The organism is Shewanella sp. FeAMO (assembly GCF_053653955.1).
Genome location: NZ_CM132201.1, coordinates 3,577,493 through 3,600,007, shown reverse-complemented (window position 1 = coordinate 3,600,007; position 22,515 = coordinate 3,577,493). Strand labels below are relative to the sequence as shown.

The following is a 22,515-nucleotide window of genomic DNA, read 5'->3' as shown; positions in this document are numbered from 1 at the left end:
AATCATTCTCTCTTGGTCTTCAAGTCAAACGCAGGTAACGACAGGTGCCAATGTATGGCGGCCAGACGCATTATCAAGGCTGTGATAAAAGCCAGCATCAGTGCCGCCTCGGCTTCGAGTTTCAACTGCAGGCTGCAGGTGTACACCAGACCGCCCAGAATAGATGCCGTGGCGTAGATTTCGGTACGCAGCACCATGGGGATCCGGCGGCAAAGCAGATCCCGAATAATGCCTCCTCCCACTCCGGTGATCAAGCCCATGACTACGGCTATCATGCCGCCGTATTCCATTGTCAGAGCCTTCTGGGTGCCGATAACGGTAAAGAGTGCCAGGCCGACGGCATCGGCTATGGCAAGGCTCGATGGGGGCAAACGCCAGGGCCGGCGTACCAGAATCAAGGTCAACACCACGGTCAGCAGTATCACGTAGAGATAGTTGTGGTCATGAAGCCAGAATACCGGAGCGCCCAGAATTGTGTCTCTGAGGGTGCCGCCGCCGATGGCGGTGACCGCTGCCAGCACCAAAACACCGAATGGATCCATCCTGTGTCGGCCGGCAGCCAGAGCGCCGGAAAGGGCGAATACGGCTGTACCAAATAGATCCAGGCTATAGACCCACAGCGTCATTAGCTCATCTCTTTGAGATGAATGTTGAGGGCATCAACCGAGATACGGATTTCAATCACCGACAGGATCAAGGAATACAGCAGTAACAGCAAACTGGCGCCGAAAATCACCGAACCTGTGGTATTGAAGCCAAGATAGATAAAAATCATACACAGCACGCACAGGGCGAAGCTGGTGACGCCGGCCTCCTGCATGCGGCGGATGATAACGATGCGGCGGCGCAGGTTTTTCAGCTGTTCGGCAGCAACGGGTTTATCACCGCCACTCAGGGTACGGATCAAGGCGGCCAGCGAGAAAAATCTGTTGGTATAGGCCAGCAGTAGCAGGGAAATGGCCGGAAACAGCAGTGCCGGGGTCGTCAAAGAGATATGCATATTGTCCAGCACGGCAGTTTTCTCAGTGGCAAGCGGGGAATGAAGGCATTATAAGGAGAAAATGAATAATTTAAAGCGTTTGTGAATAACGTAACAAAACCCAAATCAGAGGTAACAATACGACGAAAGCAAACCAGATGGCGAAGGTGCGAAATGTCAGTGAAATCGCCTTGGGAATGGTCTTGTGATCCGGCACTGGGCCCGGGCCCACTTTCTCCACCTGAACCTTGATGCCGGAATACTTTTGTGGTCCGCCAAGCTCTGTCATCAATACATACGCCGCCATAGTTGCCACCTGGAAGTTAAAGCCGATGGGAAAGCGGCTGTGAGGTGTTTGCCAAAGCAGTTTCAGTGCCTGGGGGCCGCCCTGAATCGCCAGGGTAAAACGCCACAGCTGCGCCGGGATATACAGCAGCACCTGATTGACCAGAAACACGGGCCGACCGAAGAAACGGTATTGTGGATCCAGACACCACCAGCTTTGCTCCAGCTGTTTTAACATTCTCACCAACAGCACCATGGGCGCGCCGGCGAGGCAGAAGAAAAACACCACAGTAACAGTGCCGTGAATGGGAGTGGTCACCAGCTTTTCTATGGTAGCCTTGGCGATGCCAGCCTCGGATAGTTCGGCAGTGTCGCGGGCGACCCAGGGGGAGAGCAACTCTCTGGCGGCCGGTTTGTCTCCCCGCCTGAGGGCCTGGTATATCTCTTCGGCTTCCTGAATGAAACAGGCATCGTTGAGACATAGATAGAGGATCAAAAACTCAAAGAACCAGGGGAATGCCGCCAGTTCCAGCAGGAAGGTGATGATTAACCAAAATGGCAGCACCAGCAGCAAAATGGCCAGAGAGCCGGCAATCAGTTGTTGCCTTTCGTCTCTGTCGCCCCGTTTGACCTTGGCGGCCAGTGACTTGGCCAGGTGGCTCAACCAGGCCAGAGGTTGAAAAGCCTGGGGCAGCGGCGCCAATCGCGCCAGCAACAAGGCAAAAAACAGCACCAGAAACCCCTGAATAAGGGGCCCGTCTAAGGCCAGCAACTGCTCGTAGAAGGGCAGGCTCATGGGCTCCGGTGCTCCTTAACTAAAGGTGATGCAGCATGCCTATGACCATGAGGGCCGAGTGATGCCCCGCCTTGACCAGATAGGCATCAAAGTCGACCGGAGAGTCGTTGTTGGCATTATCGGACAGAGAGCGGATCACCACAAAGGGCACGCCGAACTGATGACACACCTGAGCAATGGCCGCGCCTTCCATTTCACAGGCGGCCATGGTGGGGAAATGCTTCAGCATGACGGCGGTGCGCTCGGGATCGCAAATAAAGCTGTCACCTGTGCAGATAAGGCCTTCAATGGCTTTGACCTCTCCCAAACCTGCGATAGCCTGTTTGGCCGCCAGCATCAGCTTGTGATCAGGAATAAAGGCTGCCGGTTGCTGCGCCATCTGGCCCATCTCATAGCCAAAGGCGGTGACATCGACATCGTGGTAGCGGACTTCATCGGAAATCACTATGTCACCTATCTGCAGCGCATCGACAAATCCACCGGCCGAGCCGGTATTGATGACCGCATCCGGGGCGAACTTTTCAATCAACAGACTGGTCGCTATGCTGGCGGCAACCTTGCCTATGCCGGAGCGGGTAACTATGACTTCTTTGCCAACCAGAGTGCCGCTGACAAATTCAATGCCGGCAACCTTGCTGTGCTGTGGGTTTTCCAAAGAGGCAATCAGGTGAGCAACTTCCGGCTCCATGGCGCCGATAATACCGATTTTCATGGCTTAACCTTCTTTAAATGTCTTGAGTGAGCCTGAGGGCGGCTTAATATAGCACAAGCCAAGGATGGTGCGAATAAGTCAGCCGGTGACAGCCTGGTCGCTGAAGTCAGGCCGCATGTAATAAACGGCTTTGGCTGCGCTATTCCCGGAGTGTAGAACAGATGAAAAAAAGCGCACCCGGGAGGTGGGTTCCCGGATGCGCTCAAAGTGTTGAGTTGTCAGCTGAGGAAGTTGAGTATCCCAAGCGCCGCATCACGTCCTTCGGCGATGGCGGTGACCACCAGATCTGAACCCCTGACCATGTCACCACCGGCAAACACTTTAGGATTGCTGGTTTGGAACGGATTGGCCGCTTCTTTCTCGGCTTTTACCCGGCCCCATTGATCCAGGGCGATATCAAACTCGGCAAACCAGGGCGCCGGGCTGGGTTGGAAACCGAAGGCTACAATCACGGCGTCGGCGTCCAGCAGCTGGTCGCTGCCCGGGATGGCCTCAGGACGCCGACGACCACTGGCATCGGCGTTGCCTAGCGCGGTTTCAACAAATTCGACTCCCTTGACCTTGCCATCGTCTGTAGCAATCGCCACCGGCTGGCGATTAAACAGGAACTCGACCCCTTCTTCGCGGGCATTTTGCACCTCACGGCGCGAACCCGGCATATTCTCCTCGTCGCGGCGATAGGCACAGATAACAGATTCGGCGCCTTGGCGCACCGCCGTGCGCACACAGTCCATGGCGGTATCACCGCCGCCGAGTACTACTACCTTCTTGCCCTTGAGGTCGATATAGGGCTGCGCCGGATCGGCTTGCCCCATTAACTCTCGGGTGTTGGCAATCAGGTAGGGCAGGGCCTGAATAACCCCTTCGGCCTCTTCACCGGGCAGGCCCGCCTGCATGGCGTTATAGGTACCCATGCCGAGGAACACGGCATCGAAGTTGGCCAGCAACTCGGCAAAGGGAATATCCTGGCCGACTGTGACGCCGAGGCGGAACTCTATCCCCATGCCTTCCATCACGCTGCGGCGGGTAGCCATCACTGACTTGTCGAGCTTAAAGGCGGGAATACCATAGGTCAGCAGGCCGCCTATCTGAGGGTACTTGTCAAAGACCACCGCCTTGACTCCGTTGCGGGCCAGGATATCGGCGCAGCCAAGACCGGCCGGCCCCGCGCCTATGATGGCGACCCGCTCGCTTCTGGGCGTCACCTGGCTCATGTCCGGGCGCCAGCCTTGGGCGATGGCGGTATCCGTGATGTATTTTTCCACATTGCCTATGGTGACGGCGCCGAAATCATCATTCAGGGTACAGGCGCCTTCACATAGCCTGTCCTGCGGGCAGACTCGGCCGCAGACCTCCGGCAGGGTATTGGTTTCATGCACCAGGTCTGCCGCTTCCCGGATACGTCCCTGTTTGGCCAGCTTGAGCCAGTTGGGGATATAGTTGTGCAGCGGGCATTTCCACTCGCAGTAAGGGTTACCACAGTCCAGGCAGCGGTCTGCCTGCTGGTCGACCTGCGCCTGGGCAAAGGGTTGGTAAATCTCAATAAACTCTGTCTTGCGGCGTGAGATAGCCTGCTTGATCGGGTCGATACGACCCACTTCGATAAACTGAAAATCGTTACTCATGCTCGCTTACCCCGCTTTTACGGCCAGTTCCGGGCTCGGTTGTTCCAGTTTGAGCAGATCCGAAACCTGAATATTCTTGGGCTTGACCAGGACAAAACAATCGAGCCAGTTTTCAAACTCACTGAGAATGGCACTGGCGTGTTCACTGCCGGTCTCGGCCACATGCTGCTCTATCAGCCCTTTGAGGTGTTGCTGATGAATCGGCGACTCCAGCTTGAGGGTGTCGACCAGTTCGGTATTGACCCTACGGTTGAAGCGGCCGAATTGGTCGAACACATAGGCGAAACCGCCGGTCATACCGGCGCCAAAGTTGACGCCCGTGGTACCCAGCACCACCACTATGCCGCCTGTCATATATTCACAGCCGTTGTCACCGACCCCTTCAACTACCGCCAGCGCTCCTGAATTTCTGACCGCGAAACGCTCACCAGCCCGTCCCGCCGCAAACAGTTTGCCGCCGGTGGCACCATAGAGGCAGGTATTACCGACAATGGCGCTGCGCTCGGATTGGAAGGCGCTGCCGAGCGGCGGATAGATGGCGATTTTGCCGCCGGACATACCTTTACCCACATAGTCGTTGGCGTCGCCGCACAGTGACAGCTCGAGTCCAGGGCTGTTCCAGACCCCGAAACTCTGACCGGCGCTGCCGTTGAAGCTGAGCCTTATCGGCTTGGGACAGCCTTTTACGCCCCAGGTTGCCGCGATATGGCCCGAAAGCGCGGCGCCTACCGAGCGGTCGGTATTATTGATGGGGAAGCAGACATCGAAACCTTCGCCCTTGGTGACGTGCTCGGCGCACTTGGCCAGCAGTTCCTGGTTCAGGCTGCCGGGATCTGCCGGCGTATTGGTCTCTTTCCAGGTCAGACTGGTGCTTGGCAATACTTCGGGTTTGAACAGGATAGGGTTCAGATCCAGTCCCTGCTGCTTGGCGGTCTGGCCTTCGATGGCCTGCAGCCAATCGCTGCGCCCTACCAATTGTTCAAACTCACTGACCCCCAGCTTGGCCATCCATTCACGCACCTCTTCGGCGACAAACTCAAAGTAAGTCATCACTCGCTCGGGCAAGCCATGATAGTGCTTGTCTCTCAAGGTCTTGTCCTGAGTGGCGACCCCGGTGGCACAGTTGTTGAGGTGGCAGATACGCAGGTATTTGCAGCCGAGCGCTATCATGGGCACAGTGCCAAAGCCGAAGCTCTCGGCACCCAGTAAGGCTGCCTTGATAACATCTGTGCCAGTCTTGAGACCACCATCCACCTGCAGGCGTATTTTATGTCGCAGACCATTGGCCACCAGAGACTGGTGAACTTCGGCAAGGCCAAGCTCCCAAGGGCTGCCGGCATACTTGACCGAAGTCAGCGGGCTGGCGCCTGTGCCACCATCGTAGCCGGAAACGGTAATCATATCGGCATAGGCCTTGGCGACCCCTGTGGCTATGGTGCCAACGCCCGGCTCAGAGACCAGCTTGACCGAGATAAGCGCCTTGGGGTTTATCTGCTTGAGGTCGAAGATCAGCTGCGCCAAATCCTCGATGGAGTAAATATCGTGGTGAGGCGGCGGTGATATCAGTGTCACGCCCGGGCGGGCGTGCCTGAGGCCTGCGATTTCAACACTGACCTTATGACCGGGCAGCTGACCGCCTTCACCGGGCTTGGCGCCCTGGGCGACCTTTATCTGCAACACTTCGGCGTTAATCAGATAATGGGCGGTGACCCCAAAGCGGCCAGAGGCTATCTGCTTGATGGCCGAATTGCGTTCGCTGTTGAATCGGCGGGCATCTTCGCCGCCTTCGCCTGAGTTTGAGCGGCCGCCGAGACGGTTCATGGCGATGGCCAGCGCTTCGTGAGCTTCCGGGCTCAGGGCGCCGATACTCATGGCGGCGCTGTCGAATCTGGGGAAGAGTGTCTTGGCCCCTTCCACATCCTTGAGCGCTATGCTCTCGTGCTGCTGTTTGACGCTCAGCAGATCCCTCAAGGTGGCGACCGGCCTTTGGTCTACCAACTCGGCAAACCGTTTATAGAGCGGGTAATCCACCTCTTTCAGAGCTTGTTGCAGGGTGTTGACCACATCCGGGTTGAAGCAGTGGTACTCGCCGCCCTCAACGTACTTGAGCAAACCGCCCTGCGGCAGCGGCACATGGGGGCGGAAGGCCGCCTGACTCAGCAGTTGCTGATCGGCTTCTATGCCATCGAAACCCACACCCTGAATACGGCTGACCACGCCGTTGAAGCATTGTTTTATGACCTCGTCGGCCAGGCCTATGGCCTCAAACTGCTGGCTGCAGCGATAGGAGGCGACTGTGCTGATCCCCATCTTGGACATGATCTTGCGCAGCCCCTTCTCAATGCCGTAGCGGAAGTTGAGCATCAGATTAACGATATCCTCGGCCTGATGGCGCTTGGCGAGTTCGGCAATGGACTCGTACACCAGATAGGGGTAAATGGCCGTAGCGCCAAAGCCCAGCAGTACCGCGAAATGGTGCGGATCCCGGGCCGAGGCTGTTTCCACTATGATGTTGGTGTCACAGCGCAGGCTCTTGTTCACCAGCATCTGTTGCACTGAACCTACCGCCATGGCGGCCGGAATGACCAGGGTATCTTTGCTGACGGCGCGATCCGAGAGCACTATCAGGGTGGTGCCGGTGCGTGCCAGGCGCTCGGCTTCATCCGTGATCCGTTTGATTGCCTGACTCAGGCCTTCGGAGGCCGGATAGTTAAGGTCAACCTTGTTGGCACGGTAATAAGTGCTGTCCAGACTCAGCAGTTGGTTGAAGTCACTGAACAGCAAGATAGGCGAATTAAACATCACCCGATAGGCGTGTCCTGTGGTTTCGTTAAACAGGTTCTGCTCGCGGCCGATACAGGTGGCCAGCGACATCACATGTTTCTCCCGTAGCGGATCGATTGGCGGGTTGGTGACCTGGGCAAACTTTTGCCGGAAATAGTCATACAGCGAGCGCTGTTTCTTCGACAGCACTGCCATCGGGGTGTCGTCGCCCATGGAGCCGGTGGCTTCTTCGCCTTTGCTGGCCAGTACCCAGATCACTTGCTCAAGCTCTTCTCGGCTGTAGCCGAACAGCTTCTGGTACTGCAGCAAAGTGCCCTGGTTGAATTCACTGACGCCCTGATCCTGCGGCGACAGTTGCTCAGCCGGCACCAGAGTCTGACTATTCTTTGCCATCCACTCCTTATAGGGGTGACGACGTTTGAGGTCGTTATCGATTTCGAATGACTGATAAAGACGGCCGCTGAGGGTGTCGAGCACCAAAAGTTCACCCGGGCCGACCCGGCCTTTTTCAATCACTTCATCCGGGCCATAGTCCCAGATACCCACTTCCGAGGCCAGAGTGAGAATTCTGTCTTTGGTGATCACATAGCGTGATGGCCGCAGCCCGTTGCGATCAACCGCGCAGGCGGCGTGGCGACCGTTGGTCATGACTATCCCGGCCGGGCCATCCCAAGGCTCCATGTGCATGGAGTTAAAGTCATAGAAGGCCTTGAGCTCTTCATCCATCTCGGGGTTACTCTGCCATGCAGGCGGGATAAGCAAACGCATGGCGCGGTACAGGTCCATGCCGCCGGCCAGCAGCATCTCCAGCATATTGTCCAGTGACGACGAATCTGAGCCGGTTTCATTGACAAACGGGGCGGCCTGCTGCAAGTCAGGCAGCAGCGGTGAGTTGAACTTGTAAGCCCGCGCCCGAGCCCATTGGCGGTTACCCGTGATGGTATTGATCTCGCCATTGTGGGCCAGAAAACGGAACGGCTGTGCCAGTGGCCACTTGGGTGAGGTGTTGGTCGAGAAGCGCTGGTGGAACAGGCAGATAGAGCTTTGCAGCCTAATATCGGCCAGATCCGGATAAAAGGCCGGCAGATCGGCCGGCATCATCAAGCCTTTGTAGACAATGACCTGGCCGGAAAGGCTGGCTACATAGAAGTCTTTATCCTGGGTCAATTGCTGCTCGAGGCGGCGCCGAGCCATATAGAGGCGCCGCTCCAGATCTTTTTCACGCCAGCCAATGGGAGCATTGATGAGCACTTGCCAAATTTGCGGCAAACTGGACTTGCCTATCTCGCCGAGCACTTCCGGGTTAACCGGAACCGGACGCCAGCCGGCAATACTCAGGGTCTCTTTCTCCAGTTCCCGCTCAAGCAATATTCTGGCTTCGGCTGCCAGGGTTTCGTCCTGGTTTAAAAACAGCATGCCAACGGCGAACTTACGGCTGAGATGCCAGCCCTGCTCGGCCGCAATGGCCTCAAAGAATCCTGTGGGCATTTGCATCAGCAAACCGCAACCGTCGCCAGTGCGTCCGTCAGCTGCAATACCACCACGATGTTTCATGCGGTCGAGGCCATGGATTGCCGTGCGAACAATGCGATGGCTGGCTTCGCCATCCATCTGGGCTATCAATCCAAAACCACAGTTATCCCGCTCGAAACTGGGATGATACAAGCTCATACAAAACCTCCCTTAACATCACTATTACTACTCGGGAGAGAGTACCAAACTCTATAGATATGCACCCGAACCATCCAAATTATCCTGAGACTTGCTAAAGGTCAAACCTAAATATTGCATATATTTGATGATATTTGGGGTGTTTCATACAGAATCTCTAATTGCATTACGTTAACGTAAACTGAAAATTGAGCTGTATAACACTATGAATGAAAAGAAAATCTACTTTGGGGTGATTTGGTGTTCACTTAATTTTAACAAATAGCCTCGAATTATCCTTGCAGAAGAAAAACTGATTTCCAGCCTGATTGTCTCTTGCGTTAAAAAATTGCCTGGAGTGACTAAATATTCACAAAAGTGTGAGCTGGATCGGGTTGTATCCAATCGAATTGGTCATCGATCACCAGCAAAAGCAGCAGTCATTTGTGACATAAATTGACCTGGAGCAGAGCGGCCCTGAACAGGAGTCGTTAGACTGGCGACTTTTTTGAGAGAAGCAAATGGGACTGGACGACTTTGTCACTACCTTTGGTCAATACTGCCGGCAACAATTTGGTCAACGGTTACAAAAGCTGACTCTGGATGCGCGTTTTACCTGTCCCAATCGCGACGGAACTCTGGGGCGCGGTGGTTGCACTTTCTGTAATGTCGCATCCTTCAGTCATGAACATGGAACCGACTTGTCGATTGCGGCTCAGCTCGAGGCCGGCAAACAGAAGATGCAGGCAAAGGCTTCGCGGTTTTTGGCTTACTTCCAGGCTTATACCAGTACCTATGAAGAGTATGCCGAGCTCAAGCGTAAATACGATGAGGCGCTGCAGAGCGAGCAGGTAGTGGGTTTGTGTGTCGGTACCCGCCCGGATTGCGTACCGGATAGAGTGCTTGATCTGCTGGCGCAATATCAACAAAACGGCAGTGAAGTCTGGTTGGAGCTGGGTTTACAGAGTGCTCACGATGCCACGCTCAAACGGATTAACCGTGGCCATGACTTTGCCGTCTATCAGGACGCCGTCTTACGAGCCCGTAGTCGCGGACTCAAGGTGTGTACTCATCTGATCCTCGGACTCCCGGGAGAAGGTATGACGGAGCATCTACAAACTCTGGATGCGGTTTTGGACTCTGGAGTGGATGGTCTTAAACTGCACCCCCTGCATATAGTGGCCGGCAGTACCATGGCCAAGGCCTGGGAAGCGGGCAGGTTGCAGCCGCCGACACTGGAGGAGTATGTTATCAGTGCGGCGCAGTTGATCCGTCATACGCCAAAAGAGATAGTGTTTCATCGGGTGACCGCCTATGCCAGTCGTCCCGTGTTGCTGGCGCCGGATTGGTGCGCTCAGCGCTGGATAGGTTTGGTAGCACTGGTGGATGAGTTGGCGGCCAAGGGCGGGCAGGGCTCTGGGTTAATCAATTTAAATCAATAGCCTATAAACTTTTGTATGAGTTGTTCTCGCTTTTTGTATCACTAATGTTAAATGCAAGAAAGTTTTGACCCGTTTGACGCCTATAAGTTGCACCTGCAATTTTAGCGGGTATGATGTGGTAAATCTGACACATTCGAGGAGCGCCTTCATGGCCACAACTGAACTGGATACTATCTTAGATCTCAATACCCTGGAGCAGTACTGTAGTGCTATAGGTGCCGGCACCTTACTCAAGAGTGTGGTGTTATTTGAACAGTTGCTGCCAGAGTATGTCGCGAACCTGCAAAAGGCCGAGGCGGCCGGAGACAAGGATACCCTGTGTGCCGAGGCTCACAAGTTCAAAGGTGCTGCCGGCTCTGTAGGATTGAAACGGATCCAACAGACAGCACAGCAACTGCAACACGGTGAAGAAGCAGAATGGGAAGCCGGGCACAAAGAGTGGCTGACAATCATTGTTGAACATGCCGGTGAAGATCTGCAGCAACTTAAGTCTTTCCTCGAAGCCAAAGCATAAATTCCGGCCTTGGGTGCCGGAGAGAAGCTCCGGCGCTGCCAAGGTACTCAGAAACTCCCGCCACTACCCCTTTTCTATTACCTGAACCTTAGCCGTCAAGGCTTGGGTTTTCTGCTATTTCCGCTTCAGTGATAGATTTCTTACCTGGATGATTTATCGCCTCGGTCACACTCCTGATTTGATACTGCTGCTCGGCAGACTTTTTGTGTTAGATTAGATAGAACTTTCTAATGCATTACTCAATTGGTAATCGACAAAATGAAACACTTACCCAGTTTGAAAAACCTCTATTATCTGGTGAATCTGCATCAGGAGCAGAACTTCAACCGGGCGGCCAAGGTGTGCCATGTGAGCCAATCGACACTCTCCAGCGGGATCCAGAATCTGGAAGAGCAGTTGGGCTATCAGCTGATCGAGCGGGACCACAAGTCCTTTATGTTTACCGCTATTGGTGAAGAAGTGGTGCAGCGTTCGCTGAAGATTCTGACCGATGTCGACGATCTGGTGGAGCTGGTGAAGAACCAAGGCGCCCCCATGACAGGGGAGATTCGGCTTGGCTGTATTCCCACCATTGCCCCGTTCCTGCTGAGCCGTGTAGTTAAGCAGTGCCAGAAGTCTTATCCGGATCTGAGTCTGCTGCTCAAAGAGGACACCACAGAGCGTTTGTTGACTGCCTTGGGTAAGGGCGAGTTGGATCTGTTGTTGTTGGCTCTGCCGGCCGATACTTCCGGCTATCACAGCATGAAGGTGGGTATTGACCCTTTCAAGATGGTGGTGCACAAGGACTTGTCTGCCGACATTCATGAACCGGTGGACTATCAGGCGCTGCCGGATGAGAGTATTTTTCTGTTGCAGAGTGAGCACTGCATTACCGGTCATGCCATCAGTGCCTGCCAGTTGGGTGACAGCGCCAAGGTCAATCCTTTTGCCGCCACCAGTTTGCATACCTTGGTACAGATGGTGAACAGTAAACTGGGCACGACTTTCCTGCCACAGATGGCGATAGATGCAGGGATATTGAAAGACACGGATCTTGCGGTGATGAGCCCTCCAGGGGAGGCACCATTTCGTGAGATAGGCTTGGTGTGGCGTCAGACAACCAGCCGGATCCTGACCTTCAGAACTTTGGGGTTGGAGATCCAGCAGCTGCTGCAGCAGCAGGTTTAGGCTTGGATTCAATCCATATCAATAAAAAACGGCCCTTTGATGGGCCGTTTTTTATGACTGATTACCTTGTTTGGGCTTAACCCCGAAAACTTCAATGGAGTGTTGTTTTCCCTTGAGCTTGACCGGTCCCAGATTGGTGAGCTGATACTCACTGTCGTCGTTTTCCAGCCTCGCTACCAGCGCGCCGGAGAGCAGCATCCTTTGTCCTAAGGGATTACACTGATCCTGCAGTCTCGCCAGGGTATTGAGCACGTCGCTGAAGAAACTGATCTCCTGCTTTTGCACCCCGACCACGGCTGCAACCACTTGGCCGCAGTGGGCCGCCGCCTTGAATTTGGGGACAAAGCCGTAATGCTCTTCAAAATAGCGTCGCTGCCAATTGAGCTGCTGGCTGAATTCAAAGTAGATGTTCATGCATCTGTCGTTGATGATGCCGTCTTCCAATGGCCAGTGAATGAGCACAGCGTCACCCATGTAACGATAGATCTCGGCATCATTGTTGGTGACTGTGTCGGAAAGTAAGCTGAAGCTGTCCTGGATCAGTCGACTGAAGCGGTAATCCCCCAGAGATTCGGCGTGGGTGGTGGAAGCCACCATATCGAGATAGAGGAACAGTCGCTGCTCGTATCTGGGCTTATGATACTTACCCAGACCTATATTCAACAGGATCCTGGGCCCCACCAGCAGGGCCATCTGTTCGATAAAGGCGAGCCCGACCCGTACGACCACCAGATAGATGATTAGCGCCTGGAATGAGGGGCTATAGAGGATATGCACAGTCAGCATCTGCCTCAAGGTCGCCATATGGTTCTCTATGGCCCACATATTGAGGTACTGGGTCATATAAGCCAAAGTGGTGGCGCCCAAGAGCAGAAACAGCCCTTTGAAGATGACGGAAAAGACGTAGGGCAGGCGATTGATGGCACTGAAATCGGCTATCAGGTTCGACATCCAATGCAGACTGCCGAAAATTACTCCCATGTAGGCGGCCAGGGTCGCGAGATCCGCCGAGCCGACAGCCCACTGAGGCAGCTCAGTGGTTTGGGCATAGCGAAAAAATACAAAAGCTGCCATGGCTCCCGTCCATGCCATAATGGCAAACAGAAGCTTTTTGGCCTGGCGACGCGCTCTCACGAGGTGAAATCTATCCTAAATTTAAGGGGCCTTCTCAGGATGCGCTAGTTTATAGAATATACCCCTCTGATTTCCAGTGGTAATTGTGATCTTAATCAAGGCAAGTGCGGATTAGAGTCGATATCAGCCAAAAAAGCGCTCAAGTAGTCCTTTAGTGAACTGGGTCTTGAGATAAAAGCCCCTTGGGTTTGTCATCTGGATACTGCCGTCTTCGGCAATACTTTCGGTCAACACTTTGCTGTTGGCCGCCTTGGGTCTGAGCTGCAATACTTCACCGTGCCTGGCGGTGATCTTGCTGACTTTACCCATACTGATAAGCTCCATGATCTCTTCCCAGTCCTGGCGCAATAGCCTGTCTTCCTTGGTGCTGGGTTCCCACAGCAGCGGTGAGCCGATACGTCGAACACCTGGGGAAAGTTCTCTGTCTCCCTGAACCGGGATCCACAGTACCCGCTGCAACTTGTGATACACCAGACTCTGTTCCCAGCGCAGTCCTGAGATATTGGTCAGCGGCGCGACACAAACATAGGTGGTTTCCAGCGGCATGCCGCGCTCATCTATCGGGATACTCTTAAGCTCTACCCCAAGATGCAGGAAGTCTTGCTCAGGTTTGGAGCCCGCTGTCGCCCCCAATGCCAGTTCCAGCAGTTGTCCGGTCCAACCTTTGTCGCGGCGAAAGTCTCTGGGCACGGCTACCCCTAAGGATTCGGCGAGCTGTCCCAGCGTCAGCCCGGCGATATCGTCAGCGCGCTGCAGTAGTTGTGCCAATGAGCTTGGCGGCATGATATTGGTTTTCATGGCGCTGATTTTACCTGAGCGGCACTGGATAACAAGGTTGTACAAAAACCGACCGCCACTGTGCAAACCAAGCCAATCCCCTGTGTGCAAGTTTGTATCTTAATGTTTTTATTGGATAAAGTGTTTTTGGTTGACCGCCGAATAATGGTTTTCCTGAGTTACTCGCCGATTTCCCCTGTGTTGCCAACAAACTTATCCACAGCATTTTGGGATAACTAAGTATTTTTGGCTTCAATAAAGCAAATAATGGTGAGTGTCAACCGGGTTTTGGCACCATTTTGGACCTTTAAGCCGAGTTTTTGTCCATGGGGTGTGAATAAAGTTTTGTGATATTGCCCGCAAGTCGGTTCTGATTACTCGTTGGTTAAAAAGTGCTCTGTTGATAGGGTTGCTGTTGATTGCTTTCTTTTTTATATTTCTATCTGTTTGTATTTAAGGTGATTTTGTTTTGATTCTTACTTTTGGGCTTAGACTGTAAAGGTTGCAAAAAACAGCGTTTCCAGAAGCTCAGTCGAGTTTCAAACAGAGATATCCACAGTTTTTGTGGATATCCACTCAAACATGGCAGAGCAGTTGTTGATAAAGTGGAAAACTCCATTTGCTTATCCAGAGAAAAAGCCGTAAATAGAGAATTGCTGCCGACGTGGGATTGTGAAACAATCGAATCATTGAAATTTATCGCTTTTTCGGAGTCCATGTGATTGACAGCGACGGTTTTCGCGCAAATGTGGGCATCATTATCTGTAACAGATTTGGCCAAGTAATGTGGGCCAGGCGTTTCGGTCAGCACTCCTGGCAGTTTCCCCAAGGGGGATTGGATGACGGTGAATCCGCTGAAGATGCCATGTATCGAGAGCTGTATGAAGAAGTAGGGCTCAGGCCGGAACATGTGCAGATACTGACATCCACCCGCTCCTGGTTGCGATACAGATTGCCAAAGCGTTTGGTGCGCCAGGACAGCAAGCCTGTCTGTATCGGCCAAAAGCAGAAATGGTTTTTGCTCCAGCTCAAGAGTCAGGACAGTGCCGTCAACTTGAATTCGTCCGGCCATCCTGAGTTCGATGACTGGCGCTGGGTAAGTTATTGGTACCCTGTGCGTCAGGTCGTATCTTTTAAACGTGACGTCTACCGTAAGGTCATGAAAGAGTTCGCCACCACGGCTCTGGCATTGCAGACACGGGAGCCTTCTCGCCGACGGGGACGACAAAGAGCAGTAGGCTGAGGTTTGATATCGAAAGGGGGAACAGGTGTTAAACACGCTCAGGGATATTACTCAGGCAGTTGCGGCCGCAAGGGATCTTGAGGCTGCCCTTGAGCTATTGGTCGGCCAGATAAAGGCCGCCATGAGCACTCAGTGTTGTTCTATCTATATTCTGGATAAAAATGAGTTGGTCCTCTCCGCCACAGATGGCTTGGAACCCAGTGCCGTCGGCCGGGTTCGCATGCCGTTGACCGAAGGTCTGGTAGGCCTGGTTGCCGAGCGTGAAGAAGCTATCAACCTTGCTGATGCCAGAGCCCATCCCAGATTCAAACTCTTTCCCGAAGTGGCCGAAGAGGAATATCGCGCCTTTCTCGCCGCGCCCATTATCTATCAGAAACAGTTGCTTGGCGTCATAGTGGTGCAGCAGCCCAGTGCCCGTCAGTTCAGTGAAGGGGAAGAAGCCTTTCTAATGACGCTGGCGGCGCAGTTGGCCATGGCCATTCGCGGCCTCAAACAAAAAGCCAGCGTCAAGGAAGATCAGCTGCAAATCCTGTTTCAGGGCACGCCGGCCTCCAATGGTATCGCCATTGCCCATGCTTTGGTGCTGGGCGGGCAGATATCACTGGAGCAGCCGGATCAAACCGCAGCAGATATCCCCAATGAGCTTGAGCGCCTCAAGACAGCAATCGAGCGTTGCCGTAACACCCTGAGTACCCTGGCACAGCGTTTTGACCGTGAGCAGGATGAAGAGGTGGTGTCTATCTTCTCGGCGCTGCAACTCTTGTTGGAAGAGGCCAGCCTTGGGGGCGAATATCGCGATGAGGTGCTTGCGGGTTGGTGCGCCGAGTCGGCGGTCAGTCGCGTGTCTTTGCGTTACATCACCCAGTTTATGGCGATGGAAGACCCCTATCTCAAAGAGCGGGCCAGCGATATCCGTGACCTGGGGCAGAAGGTGCTGCGCCAGTTGATTGAGCCGGAACGGTTGGAGCTCAATGCCGATAAGCCGGTTATTCTGGTGACCCGTGAGGCGGATACTACCTTGTTGGCCGAGTTTCCGCGGCAAAAGTTGGCCGGGATAGTGACAGAGCTTGGCGGGGTCAACTCCCATGCCGCTATTCTGGCTCGGGCACTGGGTGTGCCGGCCATCACAGGGGTCGATCAGGTCTTGGCTGCCGATATCGACAAGAAGCTTTTGGTACTCAATGCCACTCGCGGTCAGCTGATGGTGTCACCGTCTCCGGCCGTGGTCGGTGAGTACCGCAGTTTATTGTCTGCCGAGAGAGCGTTGCAGCGGCAATACGCCAGAGAGCTGAACCTGCCGGCCGAGACGGTCGATGGCAAGCGTATTCACCTTTACATGAACGCCGGATTGCTAAGCGGTTTGGCCTCGGAAATCGCCGAAGGCGCCGATGGTATTGGGTTGTATCGCACCGAAATCCCCTTCATGTTGCAACAGCGCTTTCCCAGCGAGTCTGAGCAGGTAAAGGTGTATCGCCAGGTGCTGGAGGCGGCGTCCGGTCGGCCCGTGGTGATGCGCACCCTGGATGTGGGCGGAGACAAACCCTTGCCTTATTTCCCCATCAAGGAGGAAAACCCATTTTTGGGCTGGCGTGGCATTCGCTTGTCGCTGGACCATCCCGAGCTGTTTCTGGTGCAAATTCGCGCCATGCTCCAGGCCAGCGGCAGCGGCGAGCAGCTGCATATTTTGCTGCCCATGGTCAGTAATCTCGATGAGATAGATCAATCGCTGGAATATATCGAACAGGCTTATTCCGAGCTTAAGTCGGATGTGAACCCTGAGCTGAAAAGACCCAAGATCGGCATTATGCTGGAGGTGCCGGCGCTGCTGTTTCAACTGGATGAAGTCGCCAAGCGTGTTGATTTTGTTTCCGTCGGCAGCAACGACCTGACCCAATATCTGTTGGCGGTAGATCGCAACAACCCCAGGGTCAGCGCCCTGTTTGACAGCTATCATCCTGGAATATTGCGTTCACTGAAACAGGCGCGGGAGACCTGCCGTCAATATGGCCTAGGTGCCAGTGTCTGTGGCGAATTGGCCGGTGAACCCGGCGGCGCTTTGCTGCTTGTCGCCATGGGCTATAACCGCCTGAGTATGAACCAGGGGAGTTTGGCCAGGATCAATTATCTGCTGCGGCGAGTGCGCAGCAGTGAACTCGAGCAGTTGTTGGCCGAGGCGCTGACACTCAGGAGCGGCAGTGAAGTGCGGCAACTGGTGCACGATTATTTGGGGCAAAGAGAGCTGGCGGCCATTCTCAATTGAACCTGCCGTGGCGGGTGTATGGAATAACAACAAGAATTAAGGAACCTCTGTGGACACATTTCTCTGGGTATTCGGTGTTTGTCTGGCGTTGGGGGCCTTTGTCGGCTTTATGGCCGGCTTGTTGGGGATAGGCGGTGGTCTTATTGTGGTGCCGGCGCTGTTGTATATTTTACCCAAGGTGGGAGTTCCCGCCGCGCAGTTGCCCCATGTTGCCATTGCCACTTCGTTGGCGGCCATCATTTTGACCTCTTTTTCATCGGCCCGCGCCCATCACAGCCACGGCAATATTCCCTGGCCACTGTTTAAATCCATGTTGCCTGGTCTGGCGCTGGGGGCCTTGTGTTCGGGGTTTATCGCTGAATTGATCCCGGCCGATGATCTGCGCCGCGCCTTTGCCGTATTTGTAATATTAATGGCCGTCCAGATGGCATTCCCTTTTCGTCCATCGGCGAAAGAGGGCTTGCCGCCATTTCCCGTTTTACTCATAGTCTCGGCGATTATTGCCATTATTGCCGCCTTGATGGGCATTGGTGGTGGGGTGCTTTTGGTGCCTTTCCTCACCTGGTGTGGGCTGCAGATGCGTCAGGCGGTGGGTTTTTCATCGGCTACCGGCCTTATCATCGCCCTTTGGGGGAGTTTAGGGTATGTTATCGCAGGCTGGAATGCCCCGGATATGCCAAGCGGCACTCTGGGATACGTTTACCTGCCGGCTTTGGTGGGCATTATTGCCTCCTCAATGTTGGTGGCGCCTGTGGGTGTAAAAGCGGCCAGCACTTTGCCGACGCCGGTACTGAAGAAAATATTTGCACTTTTATTGGTTGTTGTGGGTCTTAAACTTATTCTGGCCTGATCTGCGCCGTAGTTAATTTAGGAATCGTCTTTCTGTTATGGCTTTAGAATTTCCCAATATTGATCCTGTGATCGTCTCTTTTGGCCCCTTTGAGCTGTTCGGCCAGACTTTTGAACCGGCTTTGCGTTGGTATGGCTTCATGTACCTGCTGGGCTTTTTGGCCGCTATGATACTGCTCAACCGTATGGCTGACAGATCCAAAGGGTTATGGAGCCGCGAACAGGTATCGGATCTGCTGTTTTACGCTTTTCTCGGGGTGATCCTGGGGGGCCGCATAGGTTATGTGCTCTTCTACCATCTGGATTACTTTATTGCCGACCCCTTGTACCTATTCAAGATCAGTGAAGGCGGCATGTCCTTCCACGGCGGCTTGATGGGGGTTATTCTTGCCATGCTCTACATCGCCTGGAAACAGAAGCGCAGCTTCTTCGCGGTGGCGGATATGGTGGCACCCGTGGTGCCCATTGGCCTGGGCGCTGGGCGTCTTGGTAACTTTATCAATGGCGAGCTTTGGGGCCGAGTCACAGATGTACCTTGGGCCATGGTGTTTCCTTCAGGTGGCCCCGAGCCTCGTCACCCTTCGCAGCTGTATCAATTTGCCCTTGAAGGGGTAGCGCTGTTTATTTTGCTGCAATGGTTCAGCAGACGCAGTCCCAAGACAGGAGCCGTGTCCGGGATGTTTTTGCTCGGCTATGGTATCTTCCGCTGCATAGTGGAAACGGTCAGACAGCCGGATGCCCAACTCGGGCTTTATTTGGGCTTTTTGACCATGGGACAGATACTGTCAGTGCCCATGATCCTCTTTGGACTCTATCTGTTAATGCGTAATGCGCCGCAGGCCGGCGTGGTGAAGGACAAGCAGTAATGCAGCAATATCTTGATTTAATGCAACATATTTTAGATTCCGGTACCGACAAGAGTGACCGTACCGGCACGGGAACCCGCTCTGTATTTGGCTACCAGATGCGTTTTGACCTTAGTAAGGGGTTCCCCTTGGTGACCACCAAGAAGTGCCATCTGCGCTCCATCATCCATGAGCTGCTTTGGTTCCTGAAAGGGGACACTAATGTTGCCTATCTGCGTGAAAACAAAGTGACGATTTGGGATGAGTGGGCCGATGAGGCCGGTAATCTGGGGCCGGTTTACGGCGCTCAGTGGCGCAGTTGGCCAACGCCCGATGGTGGTCATATCGATCAGATCACTCAGGTGATAGAGCAGATCAAGGCGCAACCTGACTCCAGACGTTTGATTGTCTCGGCCTGGAATGTCTCCGAGCTCGACAAGATGGCGCTGGCACCTTGTCATGCCTTCTTCCAGTTTTATGTAGCCGATGGCAAGTTGTCCTGTCAGCTGTATCAGCGCAGCTGTGATGTATTCCTGGGACTGCCGTTCAATATCGCCAGCTACGCCTTGTTGACCATGATGGTAGCGCAGCAGTGTGATCTCGAATTGGGCGATTTTGTTTGGACCGGCGGTGATACCCACCTTTACTCCAATCATATGGAGCAAACAGCGCTGCAACTCAGCCGTGAGCCCAAGCCTTTGCCGCAAATGAATATAACCCGCAAACCCGAGTCAATTTTTGACTACCGATTCGAAGATTTCGAGTTGTCCGGTTACGAACCTCATCCTCATATTAAGGCGCCTGTCGCTATCTAAACCGGGTTTTTCGTGGAATACTTCGTATATCTCGAGGTATTCCTCAGAAACTTTCGATTATACTTACTTAAATCCATCTACTACACTCAAATCAATTATGTTTTTGGGAGTTTAGTATGGAAAAGGCACTTCGGAATTTCCTGAGCCAGGAATCTGCCGGCGGTATTTTGTTATTGATTGCTGTAGCTTTGGCTATGGTCCTGGCTAATTCACCGCTTTCCGGCCTCTATCAAGGTTTTCTGGATACCCCGATGCAGTTGCGTCTCGGGGCCCTGGATATCAACAAGCCCTTGCTGCTGTGGATCAACGATGGTCTGATGGCGCTGTTCTTTCTGTTGATTGGTCTGGAAGTCAAACGTGAGCTGCTGGAGGGGGCGCTGTCCAGTGTTTCCAAGGCATCTTTGCCAACCTTTGCCGCTATAGGTGGCATGGTTGTTCCGGCCGCTATCTATCTGCTGTTCAATGCCAATGATCCTGTGACTCAGGGGGGCTGGGCGATTCCGGCCGCGACTGATATCGCCTTTGCACTGGGGATCATGGCACTTTTGGGCAACCGGGTTCCCGTGGCGCTCAAGGTGTTTTTGCTGGCGCTGGCAATCATAGATGACCTGGGTGTAATCGTTATTATTGCGCTGTTCTATAGCAGTGATCTATCCATGATCAGCCTCTTGATTGCCGCCGCTGCCGTCATAGGTTTGGTTACCTTGAACCGCCGCGGTGTGACCGCGCTTGGAGCCTATGGCGTACTGGGGGCCATTCTCTGGGTCGCCGTACTCAAGTCCGGGGTTCATGCCACTTTGGCCGGGGTGATCATCGCCTTCTGTATTCCGCTGCGCGACAAGCAAGGTGGTTCACCGTCCGAGCACCTGGAGCATGCACTGCACCCCTGGAGCACCTTCCTGATCCTGCCGGTATTCGCTTTTGCCAACGCCGGGGTAGCCTTGGGGGGCATGTCGCTGGAAAGCCTGGTATCGCCTGTACCTCTGGGTATTGCATTGGGTCTGTTGCTCGGTAAGCCGATTGGTGTGGTGTTGTTCAGTTTTATTGCGGTTAAGTTGCGTCTGGCTGAGTTGCCTGAGGGCATTGCCTGGCGCCATATCATGCCTGTGGCTGTGATGTGCGGTATAGGATTTACCATGTCGATGTTTATTGCCTCTCTGGCATTTGAGCATGGTGGCGTTGTCTATAGCGATTTGGCCAGGTTGGGGATCCTGATCGGATCTATGTTGGCGGCAGTCGTGGGCTATTTCTGGCTGTCAAAAGTGTTACCTGAAAAAGGAGAAAAGGAATGAAAACAAGCATAATGGCCGGACTCATTCTGGCGGGCTTAGCCCCTTTGGCTCAGGCGTCACAGATAGAAGCCTGTATTGCAGACAAGGAAGCAGCCCTGTGTCAGAGTTACCTCGAAGGCGTTGTTGATGGTGCCCTCATGTATAAGCCACAAGCGGTAGGCGCTCGCCTGGACAGCAACGGCTATGAAGCCCGCGCCCTTAAGTATCGGGGAGGAAAGCGCTTTCAGGAAGCCAATCGCAAGTATTGCCTGGACAGGATCCCGGATCGGGATCAACTGGTACAGGGTATCAGCGAAGCCTTTGAAAGCGGCGAGGTCAAGGATATAGAGACGCTACAACTTGCCGTAAATAATTTGCTGGACTGTCAGCGTTTGAAGTAAGGAGTCGGGGCAGCCTATGTCTCATTTGAACTACAACCACCTGTATTACTTTTGGATGGTGCATAAGCAAGGCTCAGTGACCAAGGCTGCCGAGACACTCTGTTTAACTCCCCAAACCATTACCGGCCAGATAAGGACGCTGGAAGAAAGGCTCAAGGGGAGTCTGTTCAAGCGGGTGGGGCGCAACCTAGCCCCTACTGAATTGGGCGAGCTGGTGTTTCGTTACGCCGACAAAATGTTCAGCCTCTCTTATGAGATGCTTGATGTGCTCAACTATCGCAAGGATGAATCCATCCTGTTTGAGGTGGGTATTGCCGATGCTCTCTCCAAGGCGTTGGCCAGTCGGGTGCTGATGTCGGTGATCCCGGCCAACAGTTCCATGCACCTGGCCTGTTATGAGGCAACCCACGAGAGCCTGATGGCCAGGCTCAGGGAGCATAAACTGGATATGATACTGTCGGACTGCGCCGGTGAGTCTCTCAAGTATCCGGAAATTCTCTCCAAGAAGTTGGGGGAGTGCGGTATTGCCTTTTTCTCGGCGCAGGAGTTTAAAAGTGGCTTTCCCGAGTGTCTGGAAGAGGGGCCCTTGCTGATCCCCAGTCGGCGTACTTCTCTGGGCCAGCAACTCTATCGCTGGTTTGATGAGAAACGCCTTAATGTCAAGATTCTCGGTGAGTTCGACGATGCGGCTATGATGAAGGCCTTTGGCTATTTCCGTAAGGGGATATTTGTCGCCCCCTCCATCTATCAGCAAGATATTCTCGAGCACAACATACGTCTGCTCGGTGAAACCATGGAGATCAAAGAGGAATATCATGTGATGTTCGCCGAACGGATGATCCAGCATCCGGCGGTGCAGCGCTTGCTGGAAACCGATTTTGGTGACTTGTTTGCCGGTCGTGACCTTCAGGTGCAGCAGTTCTGATACGGGTGGATGATTAAGGCGGATATTCGACAGCGCAGACG

The 22,515-nt window shown here is 53.9% G+C and carries 19 protein-coding genes; 11 read left to right on the top strand and 8 right to left on the bottom strand.

Features of this window, described 5'->3' with window-relative positions:
* Nucleotides 1-2: 2 nt before the first annotated feature.
* The 6 genes from ACWAU4_RS16170 to gltB form a co-directional block, all read right to left on the bottom strand.
* Nucleotides 3-626, bottom strand: coding sequence for a trimeric intracellular cation channel family protein (locus ACWAU4_RS16170; RefSeq protein WP_208124985.1), 624 nt, complete (start codon nucleotides 624-626; stop codon nucleotides 3-5).
* On the bottom strand, nucleotides 626-1,000 hold the full coding sequence (locus tag ACWAU4_RS16165) for a DUF2721 domain-containing protein (RefSeq protein WP_025010535.1): 375 nt from the start codon (nucleotides 998-1,000) through the stop codon (nucleotides 626-628). The genes ACWAU4_RS16170 and ACWAU4_RS16165 overlap by 1 nt, the downstream gene beginning before the upstream one ends.
* A gap of 70 nt (nucleotides 1,001-1,070) precedes the next feature.
* The gene (locus ACWAU4_RS16160; protein WP_044734956.1) at nucleotides 1,071-2,060 is read right to left on the bottom strand and encodes a cobalamin biosynthesis protein CobD/CbiB; all 990 of its coding nucleotides are present in this window, start codon (nucleotides 2,058-2,060) and stop codon (nucleotides 1,071-1,073) included.
* 19 nt (nucleotides 2,061-2,079) lie between these two features.
* A complete protein-coding gene (locus ACWAU4_RS16155) occupies nucleotides 2,080-2,772 on the bottom strand; it encodes a 5'-methylthioadenosine/adenosylhomocysteine nucleosidase (protein ID WP_045283528.1) in 693 nt (230 codons plus the stop codon).
* Nucleotides 2,773-2,990: 218 nt separating this feature from the next.
* Nucleotides 2,991-4,397 carry an FAD-dependent oxidoreductase gene (locus tag ACWAU4_RS16150; protein WP_208124984.1) on the bottom strand — a complete coding sequence of 469 codons (1,407 nt, stop codon included), beginning with the start codon at nucleotides 4,395-4,397 and terminating at the stop codon, nucleotides 2,991-2,993.
* A 6-nt stretch (nucleotides 4,398-4,403) separates the two neighbouring features.
* Nucleotides 4,404-8,852 (bottom strand): glutamate synthase large subunit, encoded by a 4,449-nt coding sequence (gene gltB, locus ACWAU4_RS16145; protein ID WP_101059494.1) that lies wholly within the window; start codon nucleotides 8,850-8,852, stop codon nucleotides 4,404-4,406.
* Between the two features lie 500 nt (nucleotides 8,853-9,352).
* Between gltB and ACWAU4_RS16140 the strand changes: the two genes are divergently transcribed.
* The 3 genes from ACWAU4_RS16140 (at nucleotide 9,353) to oxyR (ending at nucleotide 11,954) form a co-directional block, all read left to right on the top strand.
* Entirely contained in the window at nucleotides 9,353-10,273 is a 921-nt protein-coding gene (locus ACWAU4_RS16140) for a TIGR01212 family radical SAM protein (protein WP_025887834.1), read from the top strand.
* Between the two features lie 148 nt (nucleotides 10,274-10,421).
* Nucleotides 10,422-10,787 carry an Hpt domain-containing protein gene (locus ACWAU4_RS16135; RefSeq protein WP_025010539.1) on the top strand — a complete coding sequence of 122 codons (366 nt, stop codon included), beginning with the start codon at nucleotides 10,422-10,424 and terminating at the stop codon, nucleotides 10,785-10,787.
* A gap of 258 nt (nucleotides 10,788-11,045) precedes the next feature.
* Nucleotides 11,046-11,954, top strand: a complete 909-nt coding sequence (oxyR, locus tag ACWAU4_RS16130) for a hydrogen peroxide-inducible genes transcriptional activator OxyR (RefSeq protein ID WP_028779775.1) — start codon at nucleotides 11,046-11,048, stop codon at nucleotides 11,952-11,954.
* A gap of 51 nt (nucleotides 11,955-12,005) precedes the next feature.
* On the opposite strand, the gene ACWAU4_RS16125 is transcribed toward oxyR, so the two are convergent.
* The gene (locus tag ACWAU4_RS16125) at nucleotides 12,006-13,088 is read right to left on the bottom strand and encodes an adenylate/guanylate cyclase domain-containing protein (protein ID WP_025010540.1); all 1,083 of its coding nucleotides are present in this window, start codon (nucleotides 13,086-13,088) and stop codon (nucleotides 12,006-12,008) included.
* 123 nt (nucleotides 13,089-13,211) lie between these two features.
* The gene (gene mutH, locus ACWAU4_RS16120) at nucleotides 13,212-13,886 is read right to left on the bottom strand and encodes a DNA mismatch repair endonuclease MutH (protein WP_190532863.1); all 675 of its coding nucleotides are present in this window, start codon (nucleotides 13,884-13,886) and stop codon (nucleotides 13,212-13,214) included.
* 697 nt (nucleotides 13,887-14,583) lie between these two features.
* On the opposite strand from mutH, the gene rppH reads away from it, so the two are divergent.
* The 8 genes from rppH to nhaR all read left to right on the top strand — a co-directional run bounded on the left by rppH (nucleotide 14,584) and on the right by nhaR (nucleotide 22,474).
* Entirely contained in the window at nucleotides 14,584-15,108 is a 525-nt protein-coding gene (gene rppH / locus ACWAU4_RS16115) for an RNA pyrophosphohydrolase (protein WP_045283530.1), read from the top strand.
* 25 nt (nucleotides 15,109-15,133) lie between these two features.
* Nucleotides 15,134-17,368, top strand: a complete 2,235-nt coding sequence (gene ptsP / locus ACWAU4_RS16110) for a phosphoenolpyruvate--protein phosphotransferase (protein WP_025010543.1) — start codon at nucleotides 15,134-15,136, stop codon at nucleotides 17,366-17,368.
* A gap of 49 nt (nucleotides 17,369-17,417) precedes the next feature.
* On the top strand, nucleotides 17,418-18,218 hold the full coding sequence (locus ACWAU4_RS16105) for a sulfite exporter TauE/SafE family protein (protein WP_208124983.1): 801 nt from the start codon (nucleotides 17,418-17,420) through the stop codon (nucleotides 18,216-18,218).
* Nucleotides 18,219-18,255: 37 nt separating this feature from the next.
* Entirely contained in the window at nucleotides 18,256-19,083 is an 828-nt protein-coding gene (gene lgt, locus ACWAU4_RS16100) for a prolipoprotein diacylglyceryl transferase (protein ID WP_093982518.1), read from the top strand.
* Entirely contained in the window at nucleotides 19,083-19,877 is a 795-nt protein-coding gene (gene thyA / locus ACWAU4_RS16095) for a thymidylate synthase (RefSeq protein WP_208124982.1), read from the top strand. The genes lgt and thyA overlap by 1 nt, the downstream gene beginning before the upstream one ends.
* A 116-nt stretch (nucleotides 19,878-19,993) precedes the next feature.
* Entirely contained in the window at nucleotides 19,994-21,169 is a 1,176-nt protein-coding gene (nhaA, locus tag ACWAU4_RS16090) for a Na+/H+ antiporter NhaA (RefSeq protein ID WP_025010547.1), read from the top strand.
* Nucleotides 21,166-21,549 (top strand): hypothetical protein, encoded by a 384-nt coding sequence (locus ACWAU4_RS16085; protein ID WP_062793820.1) that lies wholly within the window; start codon nucleotides 21,166-21,168, stop codon nucleotides 21,547-21,549. Before nhaA ends, ACWAU4_RS16085 begins: the two co-directional genes overlap by 4 nt.
* 16 nt (nucleotides 21,550-21,565) lie before the next feature.
* Nucleotides 21,566-22,474, top strand: a complete 909-nt coding sequence (nhaR, locus tag ACWAU4_RS16080) for a transcriptional activator NhaR (protein ID WP_025010548.1) — start codon at nucleotides 21,566-21,568, stop codon at nucleotides 22,472-22,474.
* The last annotated feature ends 41 nt before the right edge of the window (nucleotides 22,475-22,515 follow it).

Excerpts from the sequence above, each read along its gene's own strand:
- ACWAU4_RS16170 (WP_208124985.1), bottom strand. The coding sequence starts at position 626 with ATGACGCTGTGGGTCTATAGCCTGGATCTATTTGGTACAGCCGTATTC.
- ACWAU4_RS16165 (WP_025010535.1), bottom strand. The coding sequence starts at position 1,000 with ATGCATATCTCTTTGACGACCCCGGCACTGCTGTTTCCGGCCATTTCC.
- ACWAU4_RS16160 (WP_044734956.1), bottom strand. The coding sequence starts at position 2,060 with ATGAGCCTGCCCTTCTACGAGCAGTTGCTGGCCTTAGACGGGCCCCTT.
- ACWAU4_RS16155 (WP_045283528.1), bottom strand. The coding sequence starts at position 2,772 with ATGAAAATCGGTATTATCGGCGCCATGGAGCCGGAAGTTGCTCACCTG.
- ACWAU4_RS16150 (WP_208124984.1), bottom strand. The coding sequence starts at position 4,397 with ATGAGTAACGATTTTCAGTTTATCGAAGTGGGTCGTATCGACCCGATC.
- gltB (WP_101059494.1), bottom strand. The coding sequence starts at position 8,852 with ATGAGCTTGTATCATCCCAGTTTCGAGCGGGATAACTGTGGTTTTGGA.
- ACWAU4_RS16140 (WP_025887834.1), top strand. The coding sequence starts at position 9,353 with ATGGGACTGGACGACTTTGTCACTACCTTTGGTCAATACTGCCGGCAA.
- ACWAU4_RS16135 (WP_025010539.1), top strand. The coding sequence starts at position 10,422 with ATGGCCACAACTGAACTGGATACTATCTTAGATCTCAATACCCTGGAG.
- oxyR (WP_028779775.1), top strand. The coding sequence starts at position 11,046 with ATGAAACACTTACCCAGTTTGAAAAACCTCTATTATCTGGTGAATCTG.
- mutH (WP_190532863.1), bottom strand. The coding sequence starts at position 13,886 with ATGAAAACCAATATCATGCCGCCAAGCTCATTGGCACAACTACTGCAG.
- lgt (WP_093982518.1), top strand. The coding sequence starts at position 18,256 with ATGGCTTTAGAATTTCCCAATATTGATCCTGTGATCGTCTCTTTTGGC.
- thyA (WP_208124982.1), top strand. The coding sequence starts at position 19,083 with ATGCAGCAATATCTTGATTTAATGCAACATATTTTAGATTCCGGTACC.
- nhaA (WP_025010547.1), top strand. The coding sequence starts at position 19,994 with ATGGAAAAGGCACTTCGGAATTTCCTGAGCCAGGAATCTGCCGGCGGT.
- ACWAU4_RS16085 (WP_062793820.1), top strand. The coding sequence starts at position 21,166 with ATGAAAACAAGCATAATGGCCGGACTCATTCTGGCGGGCTTAGCCCCT.
- nhaR (WP_025010548.1), top strand. The coding sequence starts at position 21,566 with ATGTCTCATTTGAACTACAACCACCTGTATTACTTTTGGATGGTGCAT.